This is a genomic window from Ruegeria sp. C8, assembly GCF_056537565.1.
Genome location: NZ_JBQFRV010000002.1, coordinates 327,769 through 349,207, shown reverse-complemented (window position 1 = coordinate 349,207; position 21,439 = coordinate 327,769). Strand labels below are relative to the sequence as shown.

The following is a 21,439-nucleotide window of genomic DNA, read 5'->3' as shown; positions in this document are numbered from 1 at the left end:
CATGTCACAAGCTCTTATTTCTAAACGAAAACGACCAGCAGGTTAGCTGCTGGTCGATAGCTCGTCAACATTTACCTATAGTGGCTTGGCCTCGACGGCCCCCTTTCTTTTGGGCCCTTCAAACAGCACGCACTCCGTAAACCGGTCTGGTTGCACGGGATTTTCGCAACCCACCAACCATCCCAACCCTTCAATCACCTTGAGATATGTTTGCAAAACGGCCATCCTGCCCTCAAGTTCTGCCGACTCGTCGCTTTTTAAGGCTGCGTATAGGCTCAGTTTTTTGAAATGTATGAGGCTTTTGACATGTCCGTCGCTCTGAAGCAGCCCCGCAACCGGTCTCGTGGTGCTGTCACCGCTCTGTGCCGCCCTCTAGTCATTTTGTCATGCATCGGTTTTGGCTATCCGGCACTTGCGCAAGACGAAAGTGAAGCGCCCGCCGCAAAAGTGTCGATCGCCGCAGCCTACACCGAAGAGATCACCGACGAGGCAAGCTTTATCGGCCGTGCAGAAGCCATCAATAAGGTCGACATCGTCGCGCGCGTCAGCGGATTTCTTGATAGTCAGGAGGTCGAAGATGGCGCCCTGGTGACCGAGGGCGATCTGCTGTTCAAGATCGAACCGGACCTCTATGAGGCGACGCTTGAGGCGCGAAAAGCAGATCTTGACCGCGCCGAAGCCAATTTGGAGCTGGCCAAGGTCGATCTCGCGCGGAAAGAGGAACTCTTTAGACGCGACGCAACCCCAGAGTCAGAACGTGACATCGCGCGTGCCAACGAACTGGTCGCCGAGGCCGAGGTCAAAGCCGCAAACGCCGCTATTCAGCAAGCTGAGCTGGACCTCAGCTATACCGAGATCCACGCGCCCTTTACCGGTCGCCTAGGCCGGGTCACCACGAGTGTAGGCGATGTGGTTGGCCCCACGAACCCACCGCTGGTTAACTTGGTCAGCGAAGCGCCAATCTACGTGAATTTCTCCTTGAATGAGAAACAGTTTACCTCGGTTCTTCAACAGGTTGGTGAAAGTGCTGCCTCTCTGGCGGAAAGCAACAAAAGCCCCAATGTGCATGTCATTCTGCCGAACGGAACCGAGCTGGATGAAACCGGTGAGATCGTCTTTGTAGACAACCGTATCGACCCGCTGACCGGCGCCATTACGGTGCGGGCCGAGTTTGACAACGCAGATCGCCTGATCATCGACGGCGCGTTCGTGAATGTGCAGATCGAGGCACTGGAGCCGACCCTTCAGGTCCTGATCCCTCAGGCAGCATTACAGCGTGACCAGCGCGGCGAGTTCGTACTGGTTGTCAATGACCAGCAGATGGTCGAACAGCGCTATATCACGACCGGCGACTCCGTGGGCACGGCCATAATCGTCTCGGAAGGTCTGCGCGAAGGTGAAAGCGTGATTGTCGAGGGCCTGCAACGCGTGCGCCCCGGCGTGGCGGTGGACGCGGTTGTCGCGTCCGAGCAGCCGGGAGAATAAGGCATGTTCTCAGCCCTGTTCATCAGCCGGCCCAAGCTGGCGCTTGTCATTTCTCTCGTCCTGACGATCATGGGCAGTATCGGCTATATGGTTCTGCCGGTCGCCCAGTTCCCGGACATCACACCTCCGGTTGTCAGCGTCTCGACCACCTATACCGGCGCCAATGCCGAGACCGTGGAAAACACCGTCGCCGCGCCCATCGAGGCGCAGGTCAATGGTGTGGACGACATGATCTACATGACGTCGACCTCATCCGACAACGGCTCCTATTCGTTGAACGTTACCTTTGAGGTCGGCACTGACCCAGATATCGCCTCGGTCAACGTGCAGAACCGCGTGGCGCAGGCTATGTCGTCACTTCCGTCCGAGGTAACCTCATCCGGCGTGGTGACGCAGAAAGCATCAACCAACATGCTGCTGCTGGTCACGCTGACCTCGCCCAATGGCACATATGACAGCGTGTTTCTGTCCAACTATGCCTCGATCAACCTGAAAGACGCTTTGGCGAGGGTTCAGGGTGTAGGTAAGGCGGACGTTCTGACCAATCTGGAATACGCCATGCGGATCTGGATGGATCCCGACCAGATGGCCGCTCTGTCGATCACGCCCGGCGATGTGATCAATGCCATTCGCGAACAGAATATCGAAGTCTCCGCAGGCTCAATCGGTGCGCCTCCGGTGCCCGAGGGACAGACCTTTCAATACACGATCAAAACCAAAGGGCGCCTGACATCGGCAGAAGAATTTGGTGACATCGTAATTCGAACGGGTGACGCCGGTTCCATTGTGCGCGTACGTGACATTGGACGCGTTGAATTGGGCGCCGAGTACTATGCGGCCTCCGGCTATTTCGATGCGGTGCCGGCGACCGTGATCGGCATTTACCAGGCCCCCGGCGCTAACGCGCTTGCCGTGTCCGAGCGGGTGCAGGCCGAGCTTGACCGCCTGTCCCGGTCTTTCCCCACAGACGTGGAATACAGTGTCCCCTTCAACACCACAGACTTCGTTGAAGCCTCGCTGAACGATGTGGTCTCGACGCTGATCCTGACCTTCATTCTAGTGATCTCGGTGGTGTTCGTGTTCCTGGGCAGTTGGCGAGCGACAATCATTCCAGCGGTGGCGATCCCGGTCTCATTGATCGGGACATTCGCTTTTTTGCTGGCCTTCGGAATGTCGCTCAACACGATCTCGCTGTTCGCTTTGGTTCTGGCCATCGGGATCGTAGTAGATGACGCCATCGTGGTCGTCGAAAACGTCGAGCGGATCATCGCGGATGAGGGGCTGCCCCCCGCCGAAGCGACCCGTAAGGCAATGGGCCAGATCACCGGCCCTGTTATCGCGACAACGTTGGTTCTGCTGGCCGTGTTCGTGCCGGTGACCTTCATGCCCGGCATCTCTGGCAGGCTGTATTCGCAGTTTGCCGTGACGATTTCGACGGCTGTTGTGATCTCATCCATCAACGCTCTGACCTTGTCGCCTGCCCTGTGTGGCCTGGTTCTACGCGCACGCTCCGGTCCGCCCAAAGGACTGCTGGCGCTGTTCGAAGGTCTGATCGGAACCGTCCGAAACGGCTATGTCGCCATCGTACGCAAATTGCTGATCCTGCCGATTGTCGCGCTGGGTGTTATAGTCGCCTTGGGGATGGGAACCGGGACGATCATGTCCAACACCTCCAGCGGGTTTATCCCACTTGAGGACAATGGCTATCTGTTTGTGGATATCCAACTGCCCGATGCGGCGACGCTGGAACGGACCGAGACGATCTCGGCCCGTGTGGACGACCAGATCCGCGAAATTCCGGGCGTTGCCAGCACCGTTCTGATCAACGGCTTCTCGCTGCTGAACGGCACCACGACCAACGGCGCGGCGATCTTCGTCAACCTCGAAAACTGGGCCGACCGTCAGGAAGAAGACCTGAGCGCCGACGCCATCCTCGCCAAGGTGCTTGCAATTGCGAACGGGGAATCCGCGGCTTCGATCGTGGCCTTCAACCCGCCGCCCATTCAGGGCCTCGGCATGTCGGCCGGTGTCGAGATGGAGGTGCAGCAGACCGGTGGCGGCACACCTCAGGATCTGGCTTCGGCTGTTGGCTCGTTCGTTTACGCGGCGAACCAGCGGCCCGAGATCGGCCAGTCCTACACAACCTTCCGCGCCAACGTTCCGCAGCTTTTTGTTGATCTGGATCGGGAAAAGGCCAAGACCCTGCAGGTCTCGGTCGCCGAGATTTTCCAGACGATGCAGGCGCAACTGGGATCTTACTACGTGAACGACTTCAACCTGTTCGGTCGTGTCTACCGCGTGATGATTCAGGCTGATGGTACCTATCGCGATAATGTCGAGGATATCTCGAACCTTTATGTCCGCTCGCAACAGGGTGAGATGGTTCCTTTGGGCACGTTGATTGACGTGGAAAACGTGTTGGGGCCGGTCTTGCTGAAGCGGCACAACCTGTTCCGGTCGGCAACGGTGACGGCGGTGCCCGCTCCGGGTCTGTCCACGGGTGACGCAATCAATGTGATGACCGAGGAATCCGCAACCGCCCTGCCCCCCGGCTATGCGTTCGAATGGACCGGCACGGCACAGCAGCAGCTGGCCTCGGGCGGTCTGGTCATCGTGATCCTTGGGCTGGCGATCCTGTTTGGCTACTTATTCTTGGTAGGCCAATATGAAAGCTGGACCTTGCCGGTATCGATCCTACTGTCGGTGATTGTCGCCCTGTTCGGTGCGGTCGCGGCCGTCGCGATCGTAGGCAGTGACATCAACCTCTATACGCAGATCGGGATGATCATGCTGGTGGGGCTTGCCTCAAAGAACGGCATTCTGATCGTCGAGTTCGCGATGGAGCAACGCGCCAAAGGCCTTTCGATCAAGGACGCCGCAGCCGAGGCCGCCTATCAGCGTTTCCGTGCCGTGATGATGACGGCGCTGTCCTTCCTTTTGGGGGTTGTCCCGCTACTGGCCGCCAATGGCGCGGGGGCGGCGAGCCAGAAGGCCATTGGGGTCGCCGTGTTCGGCGGCATGTTGGCCGCCACGCTGGTCGGCGTGATCCTTGTGCCAGTCCTCTACGCCTTGATGCAGGGTCTGCGGGAATGGATCAAGGGCAGCAAGAATGATCCCGGCCCGTCCGAGAAAACCGCCTAAGACAAAGCCCCGCCAAATCGGCGGGGCTTTTTGTTTTCAGGCTTCGTCGTCCGTTTTCAACCGCTATGACATCCACTGGTCAATGCGGGCGATCTGATCGGCACTCAACCGCAGCCCCAGCTTGTTGCGACGCCAGACCACGTCCTCGGCGCTGCGGGCGTATTCTTTGTCCATCAGCCATTCGAGTTCTCGCGCGGTGAGGGTTGCGCCGAAGTCTTCACCCAAATCAGCGAGGTCTTTTGCCTCCCCCAACACGGCACGCGCCTCTGTCCCGTATGCGCGGATCAAACGAGCCGCCCATTTTTCAGTAAGAAACGGATAGTCCTGGGTCAACGTCTGCGTGAGGTCCTGCACGCCATCGACGGGAAAGTTCCCACCAGGCAAAGACACGCCTGCTGTCCAGGGTCCGGGCAGGTTTGGGAAATGCTCGGCGACTTTTTCAAGCGCGCTTTCCGCCAGACGACGGTATGTCGTGATCTTGCCTCCGAACACGTTCAAAACAGGCGCCCCACCCTGCGCATCGACCTTCAAGGTATAGTCCCGCGTCGCCGCCGTCGCGCTGCTGGCCCCATCATCATAGAGCGGCCGTACGCCCGAATAGGTCCAGACGATATCGTCCTGCGTCACCGGTTTCTTGAAATACTTGGTTGCGAACTCGCACAAGTAGGTCTGTTCGACCTCGGTGCAGACCGGAGGCTCAGAGGGATCCGAATGGTCCTGATCCGTCGTACCGATCAGGGTAAAATCCTGCTCATAGGGAATGGCAAAGATGATGCGGCCATCCTCGCCTTGGAAGAAGTAACACTTGTCGTGATCGTACAGCTTCTTTGTCACGATATGACTGCCGCGCACCAGACGAACCCCCTCGCGCGAGTTCACCCGGATCTTGGTTTGGATGATATCCCCTACCCACGGACCGCCTGCATTGATTAGCATTCTCGCACGGACCACTTGGCTTTCCCCGGTCGCCCGATCGCGGATGGTGACATGCCACAGGTCATCAACACGCTCGGCCGAGACAACTTCGGTCCGCACCATGATCCGCGCACCGCGAGATTCGGCGTCGCGCGCGTTGAGCACCACCAGCCGCGCATCTTCGATCCAGCAGTCCGAGTATTCATAGGCTGTTTCGAACTTGCCCTGCAAAGGACCACCTTCCGGAGCGCTTCGCAGATCCAGCGACTTCGTTCCCGGCAAAATTTTACGCCCCCCAAGGTTGTCGTACATAAATAGACCCAGACGGATCAGCCACGCGGGGCGACGCCCGCGCATCCAAGGCATGACAGTGCTGAGCAGCTTCGATGTAGGCGTCTCGGAGTCAAAGCGCATGTCCTTGTGATAGGGCAGCACAAAGCGCATTGGCCAACTGATATGAGGCATGGCGCGCAGCAGCGTCTCACGCTCGATCAGCGCCTCGCGCACTAGTCGGATCTCAAAATACTCCAAATAGCGCAGACCGCCATGAAACAGTTTGGTCGAGGCTGATGACGTCGCTGAAGCAAGATCATTCATCTCGGCCAAGGTAACAGACAGCCCCCGCCCCGCAGCATCCCGTGCGATGCCACATCCATTGATCCCACCGCCGATGATGAACAGGTCGCTGATCTGATCGTCTGTCGCTTGCATGGCTTGTGATTCCCTATCCAATCTGGTTGCGCGCATTAATCAGCACTGCATTCGTGTTATCAATGTTTATGTTCGTTTATTTTCGTTTTGCAACACAACTATGAAAATTTCGCATGGCCGCTTGCTAATTTCGACCAAAAGAAGAAAAACGAAAGCACATCATCTGAATGGGTCCACACATGTCGCTCTCTTTCCGCCAATCCGACATTCTTGAGATCGCCAGCACTGAGGGCCGCGTTACTGTTGACGGTTTGGCCGAGCGGTTTGGCGTGACGGTCCAGACAATCCGCCGGGACCTGTCCGAGCTGGCCGATGTCGGGAAGCTGGACCGCGTACATGGCGGGGCTGTCTTGCGCTCCGGCGTCTCCAACATCGGGTATGAGGATCGCCGCACCCTGAATGCAGACGCCAAGACCCGAATGGCGAAGGCATGTGCCAATGACATTCCGGACGGAGCGTCGGTCTTCATGAATATCGGCACCTCGACCGAGGCCGTGGCGCGGCAGATGCTGAACCACAAGGACCTGATGGTGGTTACGAACAATACGAACGTCGCCAATATTCTCGTCGAAAACCCCGATTGCGAGATTGTGTTGGCGGGTGGTGTCCTTCGTCGCTCGGACGGAGGGCTGGTGGGCAACCTTACTGTCTCAACGATCCTTCAGTTCAAGTTCGACTATGCGGTGATCGGATGCTCGGCGCTGGACCCCGAAGGTGATCTGCTGGATTTCGACTTTCAGGAAGTCCAAGTCAGCCAGACGATCATCGCGCAGGCCCGGCGCACGCTGCTGGTGGCCGATCACTCAAAATTCCAGCGGCTTGCCCCTGCCCGCATCACCTCGCTGGCCGAGATTGATGGCTTCTACACCGATGAGCCGCTTACGCTCGACCTCTCGGCAAAATGTGCAGAATGGGGCACGGGTCTGATCGTCTGTCCTGACTGATCCGCACTGCCTCGGGTTCGGAAACGCTAGGTCCCATCACAAAGTCATTGACGAGACAGGGGCCTACGTCTGAGGATGAGACAACCTTCCCGACAGGAGGCATCGAGCATGGGACTTTTGGGGCAGCCGCTAGGCTACTACGACTATCTGACATTCGTGGCACTGATCCTGCTTCTGGCAGCGGTTATGGCGTTGTTTCTCTTCCTTATGGGGCTGCCTGGACGGATCGCGATCAAGCGCAATCATCCACATGCCGAAGCCGTCAAGATCATGGGATGGATGGGTTTTTTGGCCGTTGTCCCGTGGGTTCATGCCTTCATGTGGGCGTTCCATGACGGCGTGACGGTCGACATGCGTCGCGGTCCGGACGAGGAGAAAGACGCAATCCGCAAGGATATCGAACGCCTTGGCGGTACGGTCAAAGAAGAATACCAGGCTGCGCCTGACGAGACGCAGAAAAGCTAAGGCCAAAGGAAACACTCAGACATGTTCGTCGCCCTCGGCATTACGCTGTTTTACATCATTTTCGTCTGGTTCATCTTCTTCAAGATGGAGTGGCTCAAGTTCAACATCGCCTGGGGAATTGTGTCATTCTGGGTCGGTGCGCATTTGCTGCTGATCTTCCTCGTCGCGCTGCGCTTCTTTCAGCCCTTCTCGGTCGACAGCCATGTCGTGCGATCTACGATTCAGATCGTGCCAAAACTGACCCAGCCGACGATTCTCACCGAGGTTCTGGTCGAGCCGAACACGCAAATCACCAAAGGTGACCCGCTCTATCGCTTTGACGATACCGTGTTTTCGCTCGCCGTCGACAATGCCAAGGCACAACTGGTTGCCGCCGAGCAGAACGCCAAAATTCTGGAACAGGATGTCATTGCCAAAACCGAAGCCGTCGAGCGCGCCAATGCGCAACTGGCCTACGCGTTGACCGAACAGGCGCGGTACGAAAATCTGGTGCCCGCAGGCGGTGCTCGTCAGGATGAGCTGGATCGCTGGAACGAACAGGTATCCGAGGACACCGCCTCGGTCAAACAGGCCGAAGCCAATCTTGAGAAGGCAAATCTGGCACTGGCCTCGCAGATCGATGGCGTAAACACGGGCATCCTGCAAGCACAGGCGCAGCTGTCCGAGGCCCAGTACTTTCTGGATAACACCACGATCTACGCGCCGGAAAACGGCATGATCGTCTCGCAACAGGCCCGTCCGGGTTTAGTGGTGGGTGACATTCGTCTGGGTGCGATTGCCAGTTTCGTCACCGAAGACAGCCCCTATCTTTTGGCCACCTTCCGCCAGCAGAACCTGAAATTTGTTGAAGTAGGCCAAGAGGTTGAAGTCGCCTTGGACCTCTATCCCGGTGAAATCCTAACCGGCAAGGTCGAAGCGATCTGGTGGGCCACCCGTCAGGGTCAGTACCTGCCCTCAGGCCGCCTGCCCGGCTTTGAGCTGCCCAAGCTGCCCGGACGAATTGCGGTACAGATCACGGTCGATCTGCCAGAGGAGCACATCCTGCCCGCTGGCGGCCACGCCGCCGTGGCGATCTACACCGGTCAGGGCAAAAGCTTCGAGTTTCTGCGGCGCATCAATATCCGCCTGTATTCCTTCGCCAATTTCATTCGACCGCTAGACATTTGAGGACGCGCATCATGACACGGGCCACCCCCTTTCGACACTTGATGGGAACAGCCCTGTGCGCCGCGTTTCTGGTAGCCTGCGCGCCAGTTGGTCCTGATTTCGTGCGCCCGAACTCTCCGGTCGTGAAACAGTGGATCGAGGTGAACAGTCCCAGCACCGGGCAAAGCGGCCTTACCTCACGCAGCGCGCCGGTCGTGAAATGGTGGGAGACGTTCAATGACCCCACTCTCAACAAACTGATCGCCGAGGCCTATGCCCAGAACCTGTCACTACAGGTCGCTGGCGCGCGGGTCCTGCAAGCGCGGGCACAGTTGGGCATCGCCTTTGGCGAGTTGTATCCGCAATCGCAGGTCCTCGGGGCCTCAACAGATCGGCGACAGATCAGCGACAATCTCGGGCCCATTGCCGATATCAACCGGATCATTCCGCTGGATACCGAATTCTCGACCTCTCAGGCCGGGTTTGATGCGCAGTGGGAATTGGACGTCTGGGGGGCGCAGCGGCGTGGTGTTCAGGCGGCGCGATCGAATTTAGCGTTGCAGGTGGCGAACTATGACGACGCGCTGGTGACGCTGACGGGTGATGTCGCCGCGCTTTATGTCAATATCCGCGCTTTGCAGGAGTCGCTGGGCGTCGCGCGTGAGAACATCAAGTTACAGCAGGAATCGGCAGACCTGACTCAATTGCGGTTCAACAACGGGATCACCACCGAGTTAGACGTGCAGGAATCGACGGCTCTGCTGAACAACACCAAGGCCCTCGTGCCCGAGCTTGAGAGCGATCTTCAGCAAACCAAGAACGCTCTGGCCGTGTTGCTGGGGGCCACCCCGTCACGCATGTCCAGCCTTCTGGGCAATTCCGGTCGCATCCCCTCGGCCCGGTCCAACGTCGCCGTTGGCGTCCCGGCTGAGTTGCTGCGCCGCCGTCCGGACGTGAGGGCCGCGGAACTGGCCGCAGCCACGCAATCGGCCGAGGTCGGCATTGCCATGGCGGACCTCTATCCGCAGTTCATTCTGTCCGGCTCGGTCGGGTTGCAGGCCTCGGGCGGGCGGAACCTGTTCAGCTCGAACAGCACAACGGGCCTTGCCAGCGCGGGCGTCGTTTGGAACGTCCTGAACTATGGCCGCATCAAGAACAACGTCCGGGCGCAGGATGCCGCCTATCAGGCGCTGATCGCCAACTACCAGAACACCGTTCTGACCGCCTATTCCGAGGTCGAAAGCGCCATGGTCGCCTATGCGCAGGCGCGAAAGCAGGTCGGGTTCTATCAGCAGAGCGTCGATGCCTCGCGCAAGGCGGCAGAGATCGCCGTCAATCAGTACACCGACGGGATCGCCGACTACTCCCGCATATTGAACACGCAGACGGCCCTGCTGCGGTCTCAGGCCAATCTGATCGAGGCGCGCCAACAGGTCTCCAGCAATCTCGTCGCCGTTTACAAAGGTCTCGGAGGCGGTTGGCAGATTCGCGAGAACAGAGAGTTCCTGCCTGATACCGTTCTGGCCGAGATGGCTTATCGCACCGATTGGGGCGACCTGCTGCAGGAAACGCCAACCCGCGCTAGCCTGAACTAGAGCGTTTCGGGTTTCACTTTAATCAATGGGCGACGCCAATGTCCCGAGAATGCCGGAGGCATGGCAGGGTATTGGCGTCTCAAGCTAAACCCGAAACGCTCGCGCTACTTAGTTAGGCCCCGCAGACCGCCCGAGATCAGGATGTTCACCTCATACAGGATACGCGGCGCAGCAAGCCCTCCGGGGCTGGCGAGATAGTTCGGGCTCCATTCCGGATCGAACTTCTGTTTGAACGCGCGCAGCCCTTCGAAGTGATAGAATTGCTCACCATGTTCATAGACGAACCCGCCGATCCGGTTCCAAAGGGAGGCAAGCTGACGGTTCTCAATCCCTGAAAACGGCGCTGCACCCAGTGAGAACCAATGGAACCCTTGCTCGGCCCCCCAGGACATCATCTCGGCAAACAAGGCATCCATGACGAAGCTGGGGCTGTCCGGTTCGTAGCGCATCAGGTCCAGAGAAAGCTCGGACTTTTGGCCACCTTGAAACAGGTTGGCGAAAGCCATGATCTGACCGGTTTCTTCGTTCCGCAACACGGCGTGGTCGAAGTAGGACAAGTAGTCATCGTCAAAACCACCTAAGGCGAAACCTTTCTCGGCCCCTGCTTTTTGCTCCAGCCAGTGATCGGAAATCGCCCTCAGCTCCGGTAGACTGGGCGCAAGGTCTTCTTTTGGAATGATCTCGAACACATAACCTTCCCGCTCGGCCCGGTTCTTGGCCTGACGGAAGCGCTTGCGGGATTTGCCGTCCAGCGAGAAGTCTTTCAACGGTACGCGCGCAACCTCTCCGATTTTTAGGATCGACAAGCCAAGGTCCAGAAAGGTCGGCAGGTACTTGGTCGAGACGCTGTAGAAGGCGCACAGCTTTCCTTCTCGATCCGCCATTTCACGCAGTTGCCAGACCAGTTGCTTGCCGGCCTTTTCATCGCCCACAGGCTCACCCTTTGAGATGATGGCATTGCCGGTGTCGGCATAGGCGATGAACGCGGACTCATCGGGTGCAATCAGGAATTGCTTGTCACCGGTCAGGGAAATCTGGGCTTCGGTATCTTCGCTTTCTATCACCAGTCTTTCGACGCATTCTGGGATTTCCGTCCGCACAGGCGCCGGGATCTCGCGCCCGAACAACGACGTCAGGGCCACAATCCCGAGGATGACTGCTACAACAAGGCTGGAGCGCAGGAAACGGGAGGCATCGCCATTCCAAGCGAACTCCCACCACAGCGCGTTCTGGTATTGTACGTGGGAATAGGCGAACAGGCCAATCCAGAAGATGACAGCGAGCAGCGCCATAACGCTGACCAGCCAAGGGATGTTCAACCGGAAGATCGACGCGCCGCTAACACGGTAGAACGCACCACGGAACAGCGCCAAAACGGCGATCGTGGCCAACATGCCCAACGCCTCATGCGTATCCAAACCCTTGGCCAGAGACGCGGCAAAGCCCGCGACCATCAGCAACATCGCGACCACCCACGCGCGGTAGAGCTTGCGGAACAACCCGCGCGACACAAGCAGCAGCAGCACACCCACGGCGCTGCCAGCCAGATGCGAGGCCTCGACAAAGGACAATGGCAAAACCTCGCGCAAAGCACCTAGGCTTTTGCTGTCCGTCGGCAACGCGCCCGAGACCAACAGGATGATTCCGGCAACAGCCGTCACCCCAGCCGCAACCATCGGCACGATAGGGCGAATGGCGCGATACACCCATGTCCCCGCCCCGATGATCCTGTGGCGCTGCGTCAGCGCCGAGGCAACGGCGATGGACAGGCTGGCTATGGCGAAAGGAAGGAACGTGTATACGACGCGATAAAGCAGCAGCGCCGCAATGACATCTGATCGCCCCGAGGCCCCCAGCCCCGCGATCAGCGTCGCTTCAAACACGCCGATACCGCCCGGCGCATGGCTGACAATCCCAACGGCAATCGCGGCGATGAAGATGGTAAAGAAATACGGATACCCAACCCCAAGGTCGTCCGGCATCAGCACGTAAAGGACCATGGAGGCCCCGACCAGATCGCCAATCGCCGCCAGCGTCAGGCATGAGGCCAGCTTGCCACCCGGCAGTTGGAAGCCGATCCCCAGAACCTCTAACCGACGCCCACCGGTGGAGAGCCAGACAAAAATCGCGATCAACGCGCCTAGCAGACCCAACCCGATGGCGGTCTCAACCGTCGCGCTGATAGGCAGCGCGTTCGAGATACCGTCAGGATGAAAGGTCAAAAGCAAGCCGAGGACCAAAACCAGCCCCGTCCAGAATGCCACCCAGGACGTGGCGATTACCCCGGCAACGCGGCTTAGATCAAGGCCCAGAGACGCGTATATCCGGTATCGGATGGCCGTTCCGGTGATGTAGGAAAAGCCCAAACAGTTGGACACCGCATAGCCACTGGCTCCGGCCATTCCTGCAACCGGCAGAGGGACCTCTCCGTCTGCCACGCTTTGCACGGCGAAGACATCGTATAGAGACAGCGAAAAGAAACTGACCGCCGTCCAACACAGAGCATAAAACATCACGCGCCAAGACGTATCCGAGATGTCCGATTGCACATCCGCCCATTTCACATGCGAGGACAGCTCATGCAGAACCGTCAATGCAATCAGAGTCACAAAGATCGGGATGGCGATGCGGACCCATGGCTTCTCAAGGAATGCGGTGATCTTTTCGGCCAATTGCACGGCCCGTGGTTCGTGCTGCTGAGTGGTCATCTTCGATAAATCCCGCCTGTATCCCCGCCGACTGTGGCACAATTTCCTTGGCCGACAAAGCGTAACGGCCCGTTTCACGCAGCGTTTTCAGAACCTTCCCTTGCGCGTGGACAGCAGAAGGTTTGTCTCGGACCGAGTGATCCCTTCCATGCGGCGGATCTGGAACAAGACCTCGTCGAGTTCGGCCAGCGTGTCCGTACCGATTTCAGCGATCAGGTCCCAGCTTCCATTTGTCGAATGCACGGCGCGCACCTGCCGTAGAGCTCCGATACGGGCCATTGTGCGTTCGGTCCCGCGCCCCTCGATCTCAAGCATCATCAGGCCCCGGACCGGGCTTTGCGCCACATCGCGCCTGGTCTGAACGGTAAAGCCCACGATCTCGCCCGATTGCTTGAGGCGTTGCAGCCGACTACGAACGGTCGTGCGCGTGACGCCAAGCGTCTCGGCCAGTTCAGACAGCGACGCCCTCGCATCCCGGTGTAGAGCGCTGAGCAGCCTGTTATCCAAATCGTCCATGAATAGCTTCCTTTTCGGATACTCATCTTTCTTATTGAGCAATTTGCTCTCTTCACGCAAGACAGACTGCCACGTTACATGAAGCATATGGATACGAAGAACATAGTTTTGGTTGGCGCCCCCATGGACGCGGGCAAGCGTCGGCAGGGTTGCCGAATGGGGCCGGATGCCTACCGTGTGGCCGGGCTGGATCGCGCGCTTGCGGATCTTGGTCATAAGGTGATCGACTACGGAGATGCCGCCCCGGATGCGGTGGAGACCCCGGACCACTCCCACCTTTTCGCCCTGCCCGAGTGCATTGGGTGGACGCAGGCTTTGGCCCGAGTCGCTGCCGAAGTCTCGCCCCAAGGTGTGCCAATCTTCATGGGCGGCGATCATGCCTTGTCGATGGGAACCGTGGCCGGAATGGCGGATCATGCACAGCGCATCGACCGGCCTCTGTTCGTTCTGTGGCTGGACGCCCATAGCGATTTTCACACCCCCGGCAGTACAGACAGCGGCAACCTGCATGGAACACCTGTCGCCTATTTCACCGGTCAACACGGGTTCGAGGATTTTCCACCCTTGCCTGCGGTGGTTCCAACCAATCGCGTTGGTATGATCGGATTGCGTTCGGTCGATCCCGCTGAACGCGCCGCGCTTGAGAAGAACCATGCCATGCTGGCCGATATGCGCAGCATTGACGAGCACGGGATCAAGGCGCCTCTCATGGCCTTTCTGGACCGCGTGAGGGCTGAGAACGGCATGCTTCATGTCTCACTAGATGTCGACTTCCTCGACCCCGCGATCGCCCCCGCTGTCGGAACCACCGTGCCCGGAGGCGCCACCGAACGCGAAGCCCATCTGGTCATGGAGCTTCTGCATGAAAGCGGGCTGGTCTGCTCACTCGATCTGGTCGAGTTGAACCCCTTTCTGGATGAACGCGGACGCACCGCAAAACTCATGGTCGACTTGGCCGCATCCCTGATGGGACGCCGGATCTTTGACCGCCCCACTCGGAGTTTCTGATGACTGCACCTTCTGACAAGGCCCTGGTGCCCTTTGTTTCCGTCGACAACATGATGCGGCTGGTTCACCATGTCGGCGTTGAAAAATTGATCATAAGGATCGCTGAGCAGATCGAGGCCGATTTCAAACGCTGGGAAAGCTTTGACAAGACCCCGCGGATTCCGGCGCATTCCCCGCATGGGGTGATCGAACTCATGCCGACATCGGATGGTGAGGCCTACGGGTTCAAATACGTCAATGGCCATCCAAAGAACACGTCTGAAGGGCTGCAAACAGTAACGGCCTTTGGACTGCTCGCGGATGTCTACACGGGCTACCCGACCCTTCTGACCGAGATGACCATCCTGACCGCCCTGCGGACGGCGGCGACATCGGCTTTGGTCGGTCGGTATCTGGCCCCCAAGGGTGCCACCACCATGGCCATGATCGGCAATGGCGCGCAGTCCGAATTCCAATGCCTGGCCTTCAAGGCCATGTGCAGCATCGACACCGTGCGGCTCTACGATACGGACCCGAACGCCACCGCCAAATGCGCTGCCAACCTGCAAGGCAAAGGCCTGAACGTAGTGCCTTGCGAAACCGCCGAAGAGGCGATTGAGGGCGCGCAGATCATCACCACCTGCACCGCGGACAAGAAATATGCCACGATCCTGACCGATAACATGGTCGGCCCGGGCGTCCACATCAACGCGATTGGCGGCGATTGCCCCGGCAAAACCGAACTGCATCGCGACATCCTTTTGCGCTCGGAGATATTCGTGGAATACCCCGAGCAGACGCGGATCGAAGGCGAAATTCAGGCTTTGGAGGATGATCATCCCGTCACTGAACTGTGGCAAGTGATGACCGGTCAGGCACGCGGTCGGACAGACGACAAACAGATTACTCTGTTCGACAGTGTCGGCTTCGCTATTGAGGACTTCTCGGCTCTGCGCGTCATCAAGAGCGCAGTCGCGGAGACTGACTTCTTCGAGCCGCTGGACATGCTGGCCGACCCTGACGATCCCCGCGATCTGTTTGGGATGCTCATGCGCGCGGGCTAACTTCCTTCCGATCCCGCACCGAGCCACTGTCGAATTGGGGGCTCTGCCCCCGCCGCCCGTTCCGGGCGACTCCCCCGGGATATTTATAGCCAGATGAAGAAACGGATCGTTAACCTAGGCTCGGTACTCTTGTTTTTGCGGTACAGGCGGGGACGCCGATGACCGCGCCAGGTGAAGCTCTCTGACGTTGACGTTGGAGAGCGGATCCCTGCTTCATCTGGCTAAAAATATCCCGGAGCGCGAGGCAGAGCCTCGCAAACTCCTAGCCAGCCAAAGACGGCAAGTAGAGAACGATGCCCGGAAATGCCACTAGAAGCGCGATCGTGGCGGCGTCTGCCAGGAAGAACGGGGTGACCCCCTTGAAAACATCCTGAACGCTCAGGTCTGGCCGTACCCCAGCGACCACAAAGCAGTTCAGACCAATGGGTGGCGTGATCAGGCAGAATTCAGCCATTTTCACCACCAATATCCCAAACCAGATCGCGCACATTGGGCCGGACATGCCAAAAGCGCTGTCTGCGGCGCTGACGGTTTCCCCTCCGTTCAGGGCCATAACAGCGGGATAGACGACGGGTAATGTCAGCAGCAACATCCCGATGGCATCCATGAACATCCCCAACACGGCATAGGCCAGAAGGATGCAGATCAGGATCAGCATCGGCGACATCTCAAGCGAAGTGATCCAATCCGAGAATGCACCCGGAAGGTCTGCAAAGCCCAGGAACCGCACGTAGATCAGTACGCCCCAGATGATAGAGAAGATCATGGCCGTCAGCTTCGCTGTCTCTAACAGAGCCGATTTGAATTCAGGCCAGCGCATGCCATGAACCAGGGCGAAACAGAAGACGATGAACGCGCCTATGGCCCCGCCTTCGGTTGGGGTGCCCCAAGCCTGTTCGCCGAATGGGTTGTAGACGAAACAGATGATGATCAGGATGACGGCAACGATCGGGATCGCCCCAGGAAGCGCTTGGAACCGCTGTTTCCAAGTGAAACCGGTGACAGGAGGGCCAACGGATTTGAACACAACCGCGATACCGACAATGAGCAAGCCATAGATCACGGCAGAAAACGCTCCGGGAATGAAGCCCGCCAGCAGCAGCTTGCCGACGTCCTGTTCAACGATGATGGCATAGATCACAAGGATGGCTGACGGCGGGATCAGCGAGGCCAGCGTCCCCCCAGCAGCGACAACGCCTGCGGCGAAGCGCTTGTTGTAGCCAACGCTCAGCATCTCGGGAATCGCGATCCGGGCAAACACAGCCGAGGTGGCGACCGAGGCACCAGAAACGGCGGCAAACCCTGCCGTGGCGAATATGGTGGAGACCGCGAGGCCTCCGGGAACCCAAGCGATCCATCGTTTAGCCGCTTCGAATAGCGCGCGCGTCAGGCCCGCGTAGTAGGCAAGGTAGCCGATCAGAATGAAGGTCGGGATCAGGCTAAGCGTATGGGCGGCGACCTTTGAATGGGGCACCTGCCCTGCTGTTTTGACCGCGACGGTGAGCGCTTTGCCAAACCGGTCGGGATCGTACCCGAACTTTGCCCAGAAAATCCAAACCAAGCCGAACAACCCTGCCAGACCTGCAGCAAAGGCCACTCGCATGCCCGTGACCACAAGGACCAGCAGCCCAGCCGTTACCCAAAGGCCGATGTCAATCGTGTCCATCTGTTAGTCCTGCCCTTCGAACTGCTCTGCCTCTGCAGCAGCCTGTGCGGCGGCGTCTTGGATCAAGGGCACAGCCACGGGGGCCTCAAGCCCAAGAACAAACGCGCGGCCATAGCCCCAGATCTGCAACACCAGCCGAAGTGACAAGACCGAGAACGCCACCGGGGCCAGCAGTTTCGCGGGCCAAAGCGGAATGCCTATGTCAATTGAGCTGTCGCGGCTCCACATCGGCGCGCCGAAATCAAAGGATCGGTCAAAATGGGACCAACTGCCCCAGACCAATGCCAGCATCAGGACAAGGATCAGGATGACCGAGATTAGCTCGAACAACCACAGCGCCCGTCCGTGCAGACGCGAGATCACAATGTCCATCCGGATATGGCCGCCATCGCGCTGCACGTAAGAGATGCCGAGAAAGGCGATCAGTGGCATCGCCTGTTCAATCCAGTCCACATAGCCCGGCAACGGCGCGTTTATCGCGTTGCGGCCGCTGACCGAGACGACGGCCAGGACCATCAGTCCAAAGACGGCTATTCCGCTGATCAAGGCGAGAGCCCGCTCTAACTTCAGCAAGTGCTGATCGATCTGGCTGAGGCGACTGCCATCCTCCAGCACCGTGGCCTGTCCCGCCATTCCGGTGATCCCCTTTGTCAAGAAAGGCCGGGCGCTAGGACGCGCCCGGCGTATGCGATCAGTTGCCGCCGCGCTGTTGCGTCAGCGTAGTCTGAACTAAATCGTAGAGGTCCTGCGCTGGTAGGCCCTGCGCGCTCATATCTGCAATCCACTGTTCGCGGATCGGATCGGCGGCCTTGGCGCGGAACTCTTCAATGACCGCGTCGTCGATCATTACCTTCTGCACACCCTTTTCTTCCAGGACGCTATCCCATTGCTCCAGAAGCCCAGCATAGTTAGCCAGATAATGCTCAATGGCCTCATCAATCGAGCTATCAAGCGCTTCGCGGTGCTCAGGCGACAGCGCTTCATACGCGTCGATATTCGCAACCACCGGGCAATTCACGGTGCCGGGGTTGAGGTTCGCAGTCCACCAGTCCGCCTCATTGATCGTACCGAAGGACAGGTGCGCGTGCTGCGCGAAGGCGACCGTATCGACCACACCGGATTCCATGGCGTTAAACGCCTCAGTCGCAGGGACAGAGGTTGGGACACCGCCCACGGCCTCAAACGCTTTGCCCAGACCACCTGTTGCGCGAACACGCATGCCCTCGAACGCCGCCAGGTTATCGCGCGGATCGCCGGTGCCAACCAGATTGTACTGCGGCATCGGCGAGGTCATCAGAATGCGCGCATTCCATTGCGCCATCTCATCAGCCACCGCTGGGTGATCATAGACTGCATGGCTGACGGCAACCTCTTCTTCCAGATTGTTCACACCCAGAAACGGCAGCTCCAGTACGGTAATCGCGCGGTTTTTGTCGCGGTGATAACCGGCACAGAACTGCGCAATCTCGAATGCGCCGATCTCGATGCCATCCAGGTTCTCGCGCGGCTTCGACAGGCCGCCATAGCTGACATTGATCGTGAACTCTCCACCGGTTTTTTCCGAAACCAACTCGGCCAGTTTTTCGACATGTTCGGTAAAGGCGCGGCGCTTGCCCCAGACCGAGGCGTTCCATTCGGTGGCTGCGGCCTCGGACACGAAGGCAACGCCAAGGGCGGCGACGGCGGCACCGCTCAGCATCTTTTTCATAATATCTTCTCCCTTTGATGCGCCCCCTCCCGAGGCGCTTGAAAAGATGCTAGCGCCAACATGTATATGTGCCAACCCCTGCTTCCCGATAGGTGATTTTCAAGCACATCTTTTGACTCTTGTTGTTCGACGACATAGCTGCGGATCACCACGGAAACGCCCCTCATGGGCCGATCAAAAAAATTACACTTTTATTGTTGTTTTTTTACGTAAATTTTCAGCGCAGCATAATTTTTTGACTAATTTACTTCGTTCGGAAAAATTTCTTTACAAACAAATCCAAGGAATACGGCAATTTATTTCATTATTTTCTGAACCCGGCCATACTTCGATTGGGGAGGAACGGGATCGACAATGCTCAAAGAACGGGCAAGAGACGTCCCATAGTTATCCAGCCTAGAGGGAGGAGCCTCAACATGACCACCGCTGCCCAGGCAGATGCCAAGACCTATCCGCCAACCGCAGAGACCATTGCGCGGGCGCATGTCGACGCCGCGAAATATGACGAGATGTATGCCGCATCGGTTAGCGACCCGGACGCGTTCTGGGGCGAACACGGCAAGCGGATCGACTGGATCAAACCCTTTACGCAGGTCAAGGATGTCAACTACGACTTCGGCTCGGTCAAGATCAACTGGTATGCCGATGGTACTCTGAACGTCTCGGCCAACTGCCTGGATCGCCATCTGGAAACCCGCGGCGATCAGACCGCAATCATCTGGGAACCGGATGATCCAAATGACGCGGCCCAGCACATCACCTATGCCGAGTTGCACCGCCGCACCTGCCGCATGGCCAATATTCTGGAATCGATGGGCGTTCGTAAAGGTGATCGCGTCATCATCTACCTTCCGATGATCCCCGAGGCCGCCTATGCCATGCTGGCCTGCGCGCGCATCGGTGCGATTCACTCGATCGTTTTTGCAGGCTTCTCGCCTGACGCTCTGGCGGCCCGTGTTAACGGTTGCGACGCCAAAGTCGTCATCACTGCAGATGAAGCCCCGCGCGGCGGCCGCAAAACGCCGCTGAAATCGAACGCTGACGCGGCATTGCTGCACTGCAAGGACAGCGTAAAATGCCTGGTCGTCAAACGCACGGGTGGTCAGACCACTTGGATCGATGGTCGTGACTACGACTACAACGAAATGGCGCTTGAGGCCGATGACTATTGCGCCCCAGCCGAGATGAGCGCGGAAGACCCGCTGTTCATTCTGTACACATCGGGTTCGACCGGCCAGCCCAAAGGTGTGGTTCACACTACCGGCGGCTATCTGGTCTATGCCGCAATGACCCATGAGATCACCTTCGACTATCATGAAGGCGATGTGTACTGGTGTACGGCAGACGTGGGTTGGGTCACTGGCCACAGCTATATCGTTTATGGTCCGCTGGCCAATGGTGCCACAACCCTGATGTTCGAAGGCGTGCCTACCTACCCGGATGCAGGTCGTTTCTGGGAAGTTTGTGCCAAGCACAAGGTCAACCAGTTCTATACAGCCCCAACCGCGATCCGTGCCCTGATGGGACAAGGAAGTGAGTGGGTCGAAAAGCACGATCTCAGCGACCTCAAAGTTTTGGGTACCGTGGGTGAGCCAATCAACCCGGAAGCCTGGAACTGGTACAACGAGGTTGTCGGCAAGGGCAAATGCCCGATCGTCGATACGTGGTGGCAGACAGAAACCGGTGGTCACTTGATGACCCCCTTGCCCGGCGCGCATGCGATGAAGCCCGGCTCGGCGATGAAACCGTTCTTTGGCATCGAACCGGTGGTTTTGGACCCGCAATCCGGCGTCGAGATTGAAGGAAACGGTGTAGAAGGTGTTCTGTGCATCAAGGACAGCTGGCCCGGTCAAATGCGCACCGTCTGGGGCGATCATGAGCGGTTCGAGAAGACCTATTTCTCGGACTACAAAGGCTACTACTTCACCGGCGACGGCTGCCGTCGCGACGAAGGTGGTGACTACTGGATCACTGGCCGCGTCGATGACGTGATCAACGTCTCGGGCCACCGCATGGGCACCGCCGAGGTCGAAAGCGCGCTGGTCGCGCATGCCGCAGTGGCCGAGGCCGCCGTGGTGGGCTATCCCCATGAAATCAAAGGACAAGGCATCTATTGCTATGTCACTCTGATGAACGACCGTGAGCCTTCGGATGAGCTGTTGAAAGAGCTGCGCACCTGGGTTCGGACCGAGATCGGACCGATCGCCTCGCCTGACGTCATTCAGTGGTCCCCAGGTCTGCCCAAAACACGCTCGGGCAAGATCATGCGCCGTATCCTGCGCAAGATCGCCGAAAACGACTTTGGCTCGTTGGGCGATACGTCAACTCTGGCCGATCCGTCGGTCGTCGACGACCTGATCGCAAACCGAGCGAATAAGTGAGGGCATG

15 protein-coding genes are annotated in these 21,439 nt (G+C 58.4%); 9 read left to right on the top strand and 6 right to left on the bottom strand.

Going from position 1 to position 21,439, the window contains the following annotated elements; all coding sequences use genetic code 11:
- Positions 1–306: 306 nt before the first annotated feature.
- Both ACR0KL_RS05330 and ACR0KL_RS05325 read left to right on the top strand, forming a co-directional pair.
- Positions 307–1,485 (top strand): efflux RND transporter periplasmic adaptor subunit, encoded by a 1,179-nt coding sequence (locus ACR0KL_RS05330; protein ID WP_170469796.1) that lies wholly within the window; start codon positions 307–309, stop codon positions 1,483–1,485.
- 3 nt (positions 1,486–1,488) lie between these two features.
- Positions 1,489–4,626 (top strand): efflux RND transporter permease subunit, encoded by a 3,138-nt coding sequence (locus ACR0KL_RS05325; RefSeq protein WP_170677731.1) that lies wholly within the window; start codon positions 1,489–1,491, stop codon positions 4,624–4,626.
- Between the two features lie 63 nt (positions 4,627–4,689).
- Here the strand turns inward: ACR0KL_RS05325 and glpD are convergent, their stop codons facing one another.
- Complete coding sequence (gene glpD / locus ACR0KL_RS05320; RefSeq protein ID WP_170677729.1) at positions 4,690–6,252, bottom strand: glycerol-3-phosphate dehydrogenase; 1,563 nt, start codon at positions 6,250–6,252, stop codon at positions 4,690–4,692.
- Between the two features lie 179 nt (positions 6,253–6,431).
- On the opposite strand from glpD, the gene ACR0KL_RS05315 reads away from it, so the two are divergent.
- From ACR0KL_RS05315 to ACR0KL_RS05300, 4 genes are all read left to right on the top strand, one after another.
- Entirely contained in the window at positions 6,432–7,196 is a 765-nt protein-coding gene (locus ACR0KL_RS05315; protein WP_170677727.1) for a DeoR/GlpR family DNA-binding transcription regulator, read from the top strand.
- Positions 7,197–7,304: 108 nt separating this feature from the next.
- Complete coding sequence (locus ACR0KL_RS05310; protein ID WP_170376673.1) at positions 7,305–7,661, top strand: DUF3302 domain-containing protein; 357 nt, start codon at positions 7,305–7,307, stop codon at positions 7,659–7,661.
- 21 nt (positions 7,662–7,682) lie between these two features.
- A complete protein-coding gene (locus tag ACR0KL_RS05305) occupies positions 7,683–8,828 on the top strand; it encodes an HlyD family secretion protein (protein WP_170638894.1) in 1,146 nt (381 codons plus the stop codon).
- Between the two features lie 11 nt (positions 8,829–8,839).
- Positions 8,840–10,402, top strand: coding sequence for an efflux transporter outer membrane subunit (locus tag ACR0KL_RS05300; protein WP_170677724.1), 1,563 nt, complete (start codon positions 8,840–8,842; stop codon positions 10,400–10,402).
- A gap of 104 nt (positions 10,403–10,506) precedes the next feature.
- Here the strand turns inward: ACR0KL_RS05300 and mprF are convergent, their stop codons facing one another.
- Together mprF and ACR0KL_RS05290 are read right to left on the bottom strand one after the other, a co-directional pair.
- Positions 10,507–13,110 carry a bifunctional lysylphosphatidylglycerol flippase/synthetase MprF gene (gene mprF, locus ACR0KL_RS05295; protein ID WP_480776700.1) on the bottom strand — a complete coding sequence of 868 codons (2,604 nt, stop codon included), beginning with the start codon at positions 13,108–13,110 and terminating at the stop codon, positions 10,507–10,509.
- 87 nt (positions 13,111–13,197) lie between these two features.
- Positions 13,198–13,626 (bottom strand): Lrp/AsnC family transcriptional regulator, encoded by a 429-nt coding sequence (locus ACR0KL_RS05290; protein WP_170376662.1) that lies wholly within the window; start codon positions 13,624–13,626, stop codon positions 13,198–13,200.
- 87 nt (positions 13,627–13,713) lie between these two features.
- Here ACR0KL_RS05290 and rocF point away from each other — a divergent pair, with 87 nt between their 5' ends.
- Together rocF and ACR0KL_RS05280 are read left to right on the top strand one after the other, a co-directional pair.
- Positions 13,714–14,634, top strand: a complete 921-nt coding sequence (gene rocF / locus ACR0KL_RS05285; protein WP_170677720.1) for an arginase — start codon at positions 13,714–13,716, stop codon at positions 14,632–14,634.
- Positions 14,634–15,677, top strand: a complete 1,044-nt coding sequence (locus ACR0KL_RS05280; protein ID WP_170677718.1) for an ornithine cyclodeaminase — start codon at positions 14,634–14,636, stop codon at positions 15,675–15,677. The genes rocF and ACR0KL_RS05280 overlap by 1 nt, the downstream gene beginning before the upstream one ends.
- A 262-nt stretch (positions 15,678–15,939) precedes the next feature.
- On the opposite strand, the gene ACR0KL_RS05275 is transcribed toward ACR0KL_RS05280, so the two are convergent.
- Genes ACR0KL_RS05275 through dctP form a run of 3 tightly spaced genes read right to left on the bottom strand, consistent with a single transcriptional unit; the run spans position 15,940 to position 19,051 of the window.
- Positions 15,940–17,343, bottom strand: coding sequence for a TRAP transporter large permease (locus tag ACR0KL_RS05275; protein WP_170376654.1), 1,404 nt, complete (start codon positions 17,341–17,343; stop codon positions 15,940–15,942).
- 3 nt (positions 17,344–17,346) lie between these two features.
- Positions 17,347–17,976, bottom strand: a complete 630-nt coding sequence (locus ACR0KL_RS05270) for a TRAP transporter small permease subunit (protein WP_170376651.1) — start codon at positions 17,974–17,976, stop codon at positions 17,347–17,349.
- 58 nt (positions 17,977–18,034) lie between these two features.
- Positions 18,035–19,051 carry a TRAP transporter substrate-binding protein DctP gene (gene dctP / locus ACR0KL_RS05265; RefSeq protein ID WP_480539717.1) on the bottom strand — a complete coding sequence of 339 codons (1,017 nt, stop codon included), beginning with the start codon at positions 19,049–19,051 and terminating at the stop codon, positions 18,035–18,037.
- A 416-nt stretch (positions 19,052–19,467) separates the two neighbouring features.
- On the opposite strand from dctP, the gene acs reads away from it, so the two are divergent.
- Positions 19,468–21,432 carry an acetate--CoA ligase gene (gene acs / locus ACR0KL_RS05260; RefSeq protein WP_170376645.1) on the top strand — a complete coding sequence of 655 codons (1,965 nt, stop codon included), beginning with the start codon at positions 19,468–19,470 and terminating at the stop codon, positions 21,430–21,432.
- Positions 21,433–21,439: the final 7 nt, after the last annotated feature.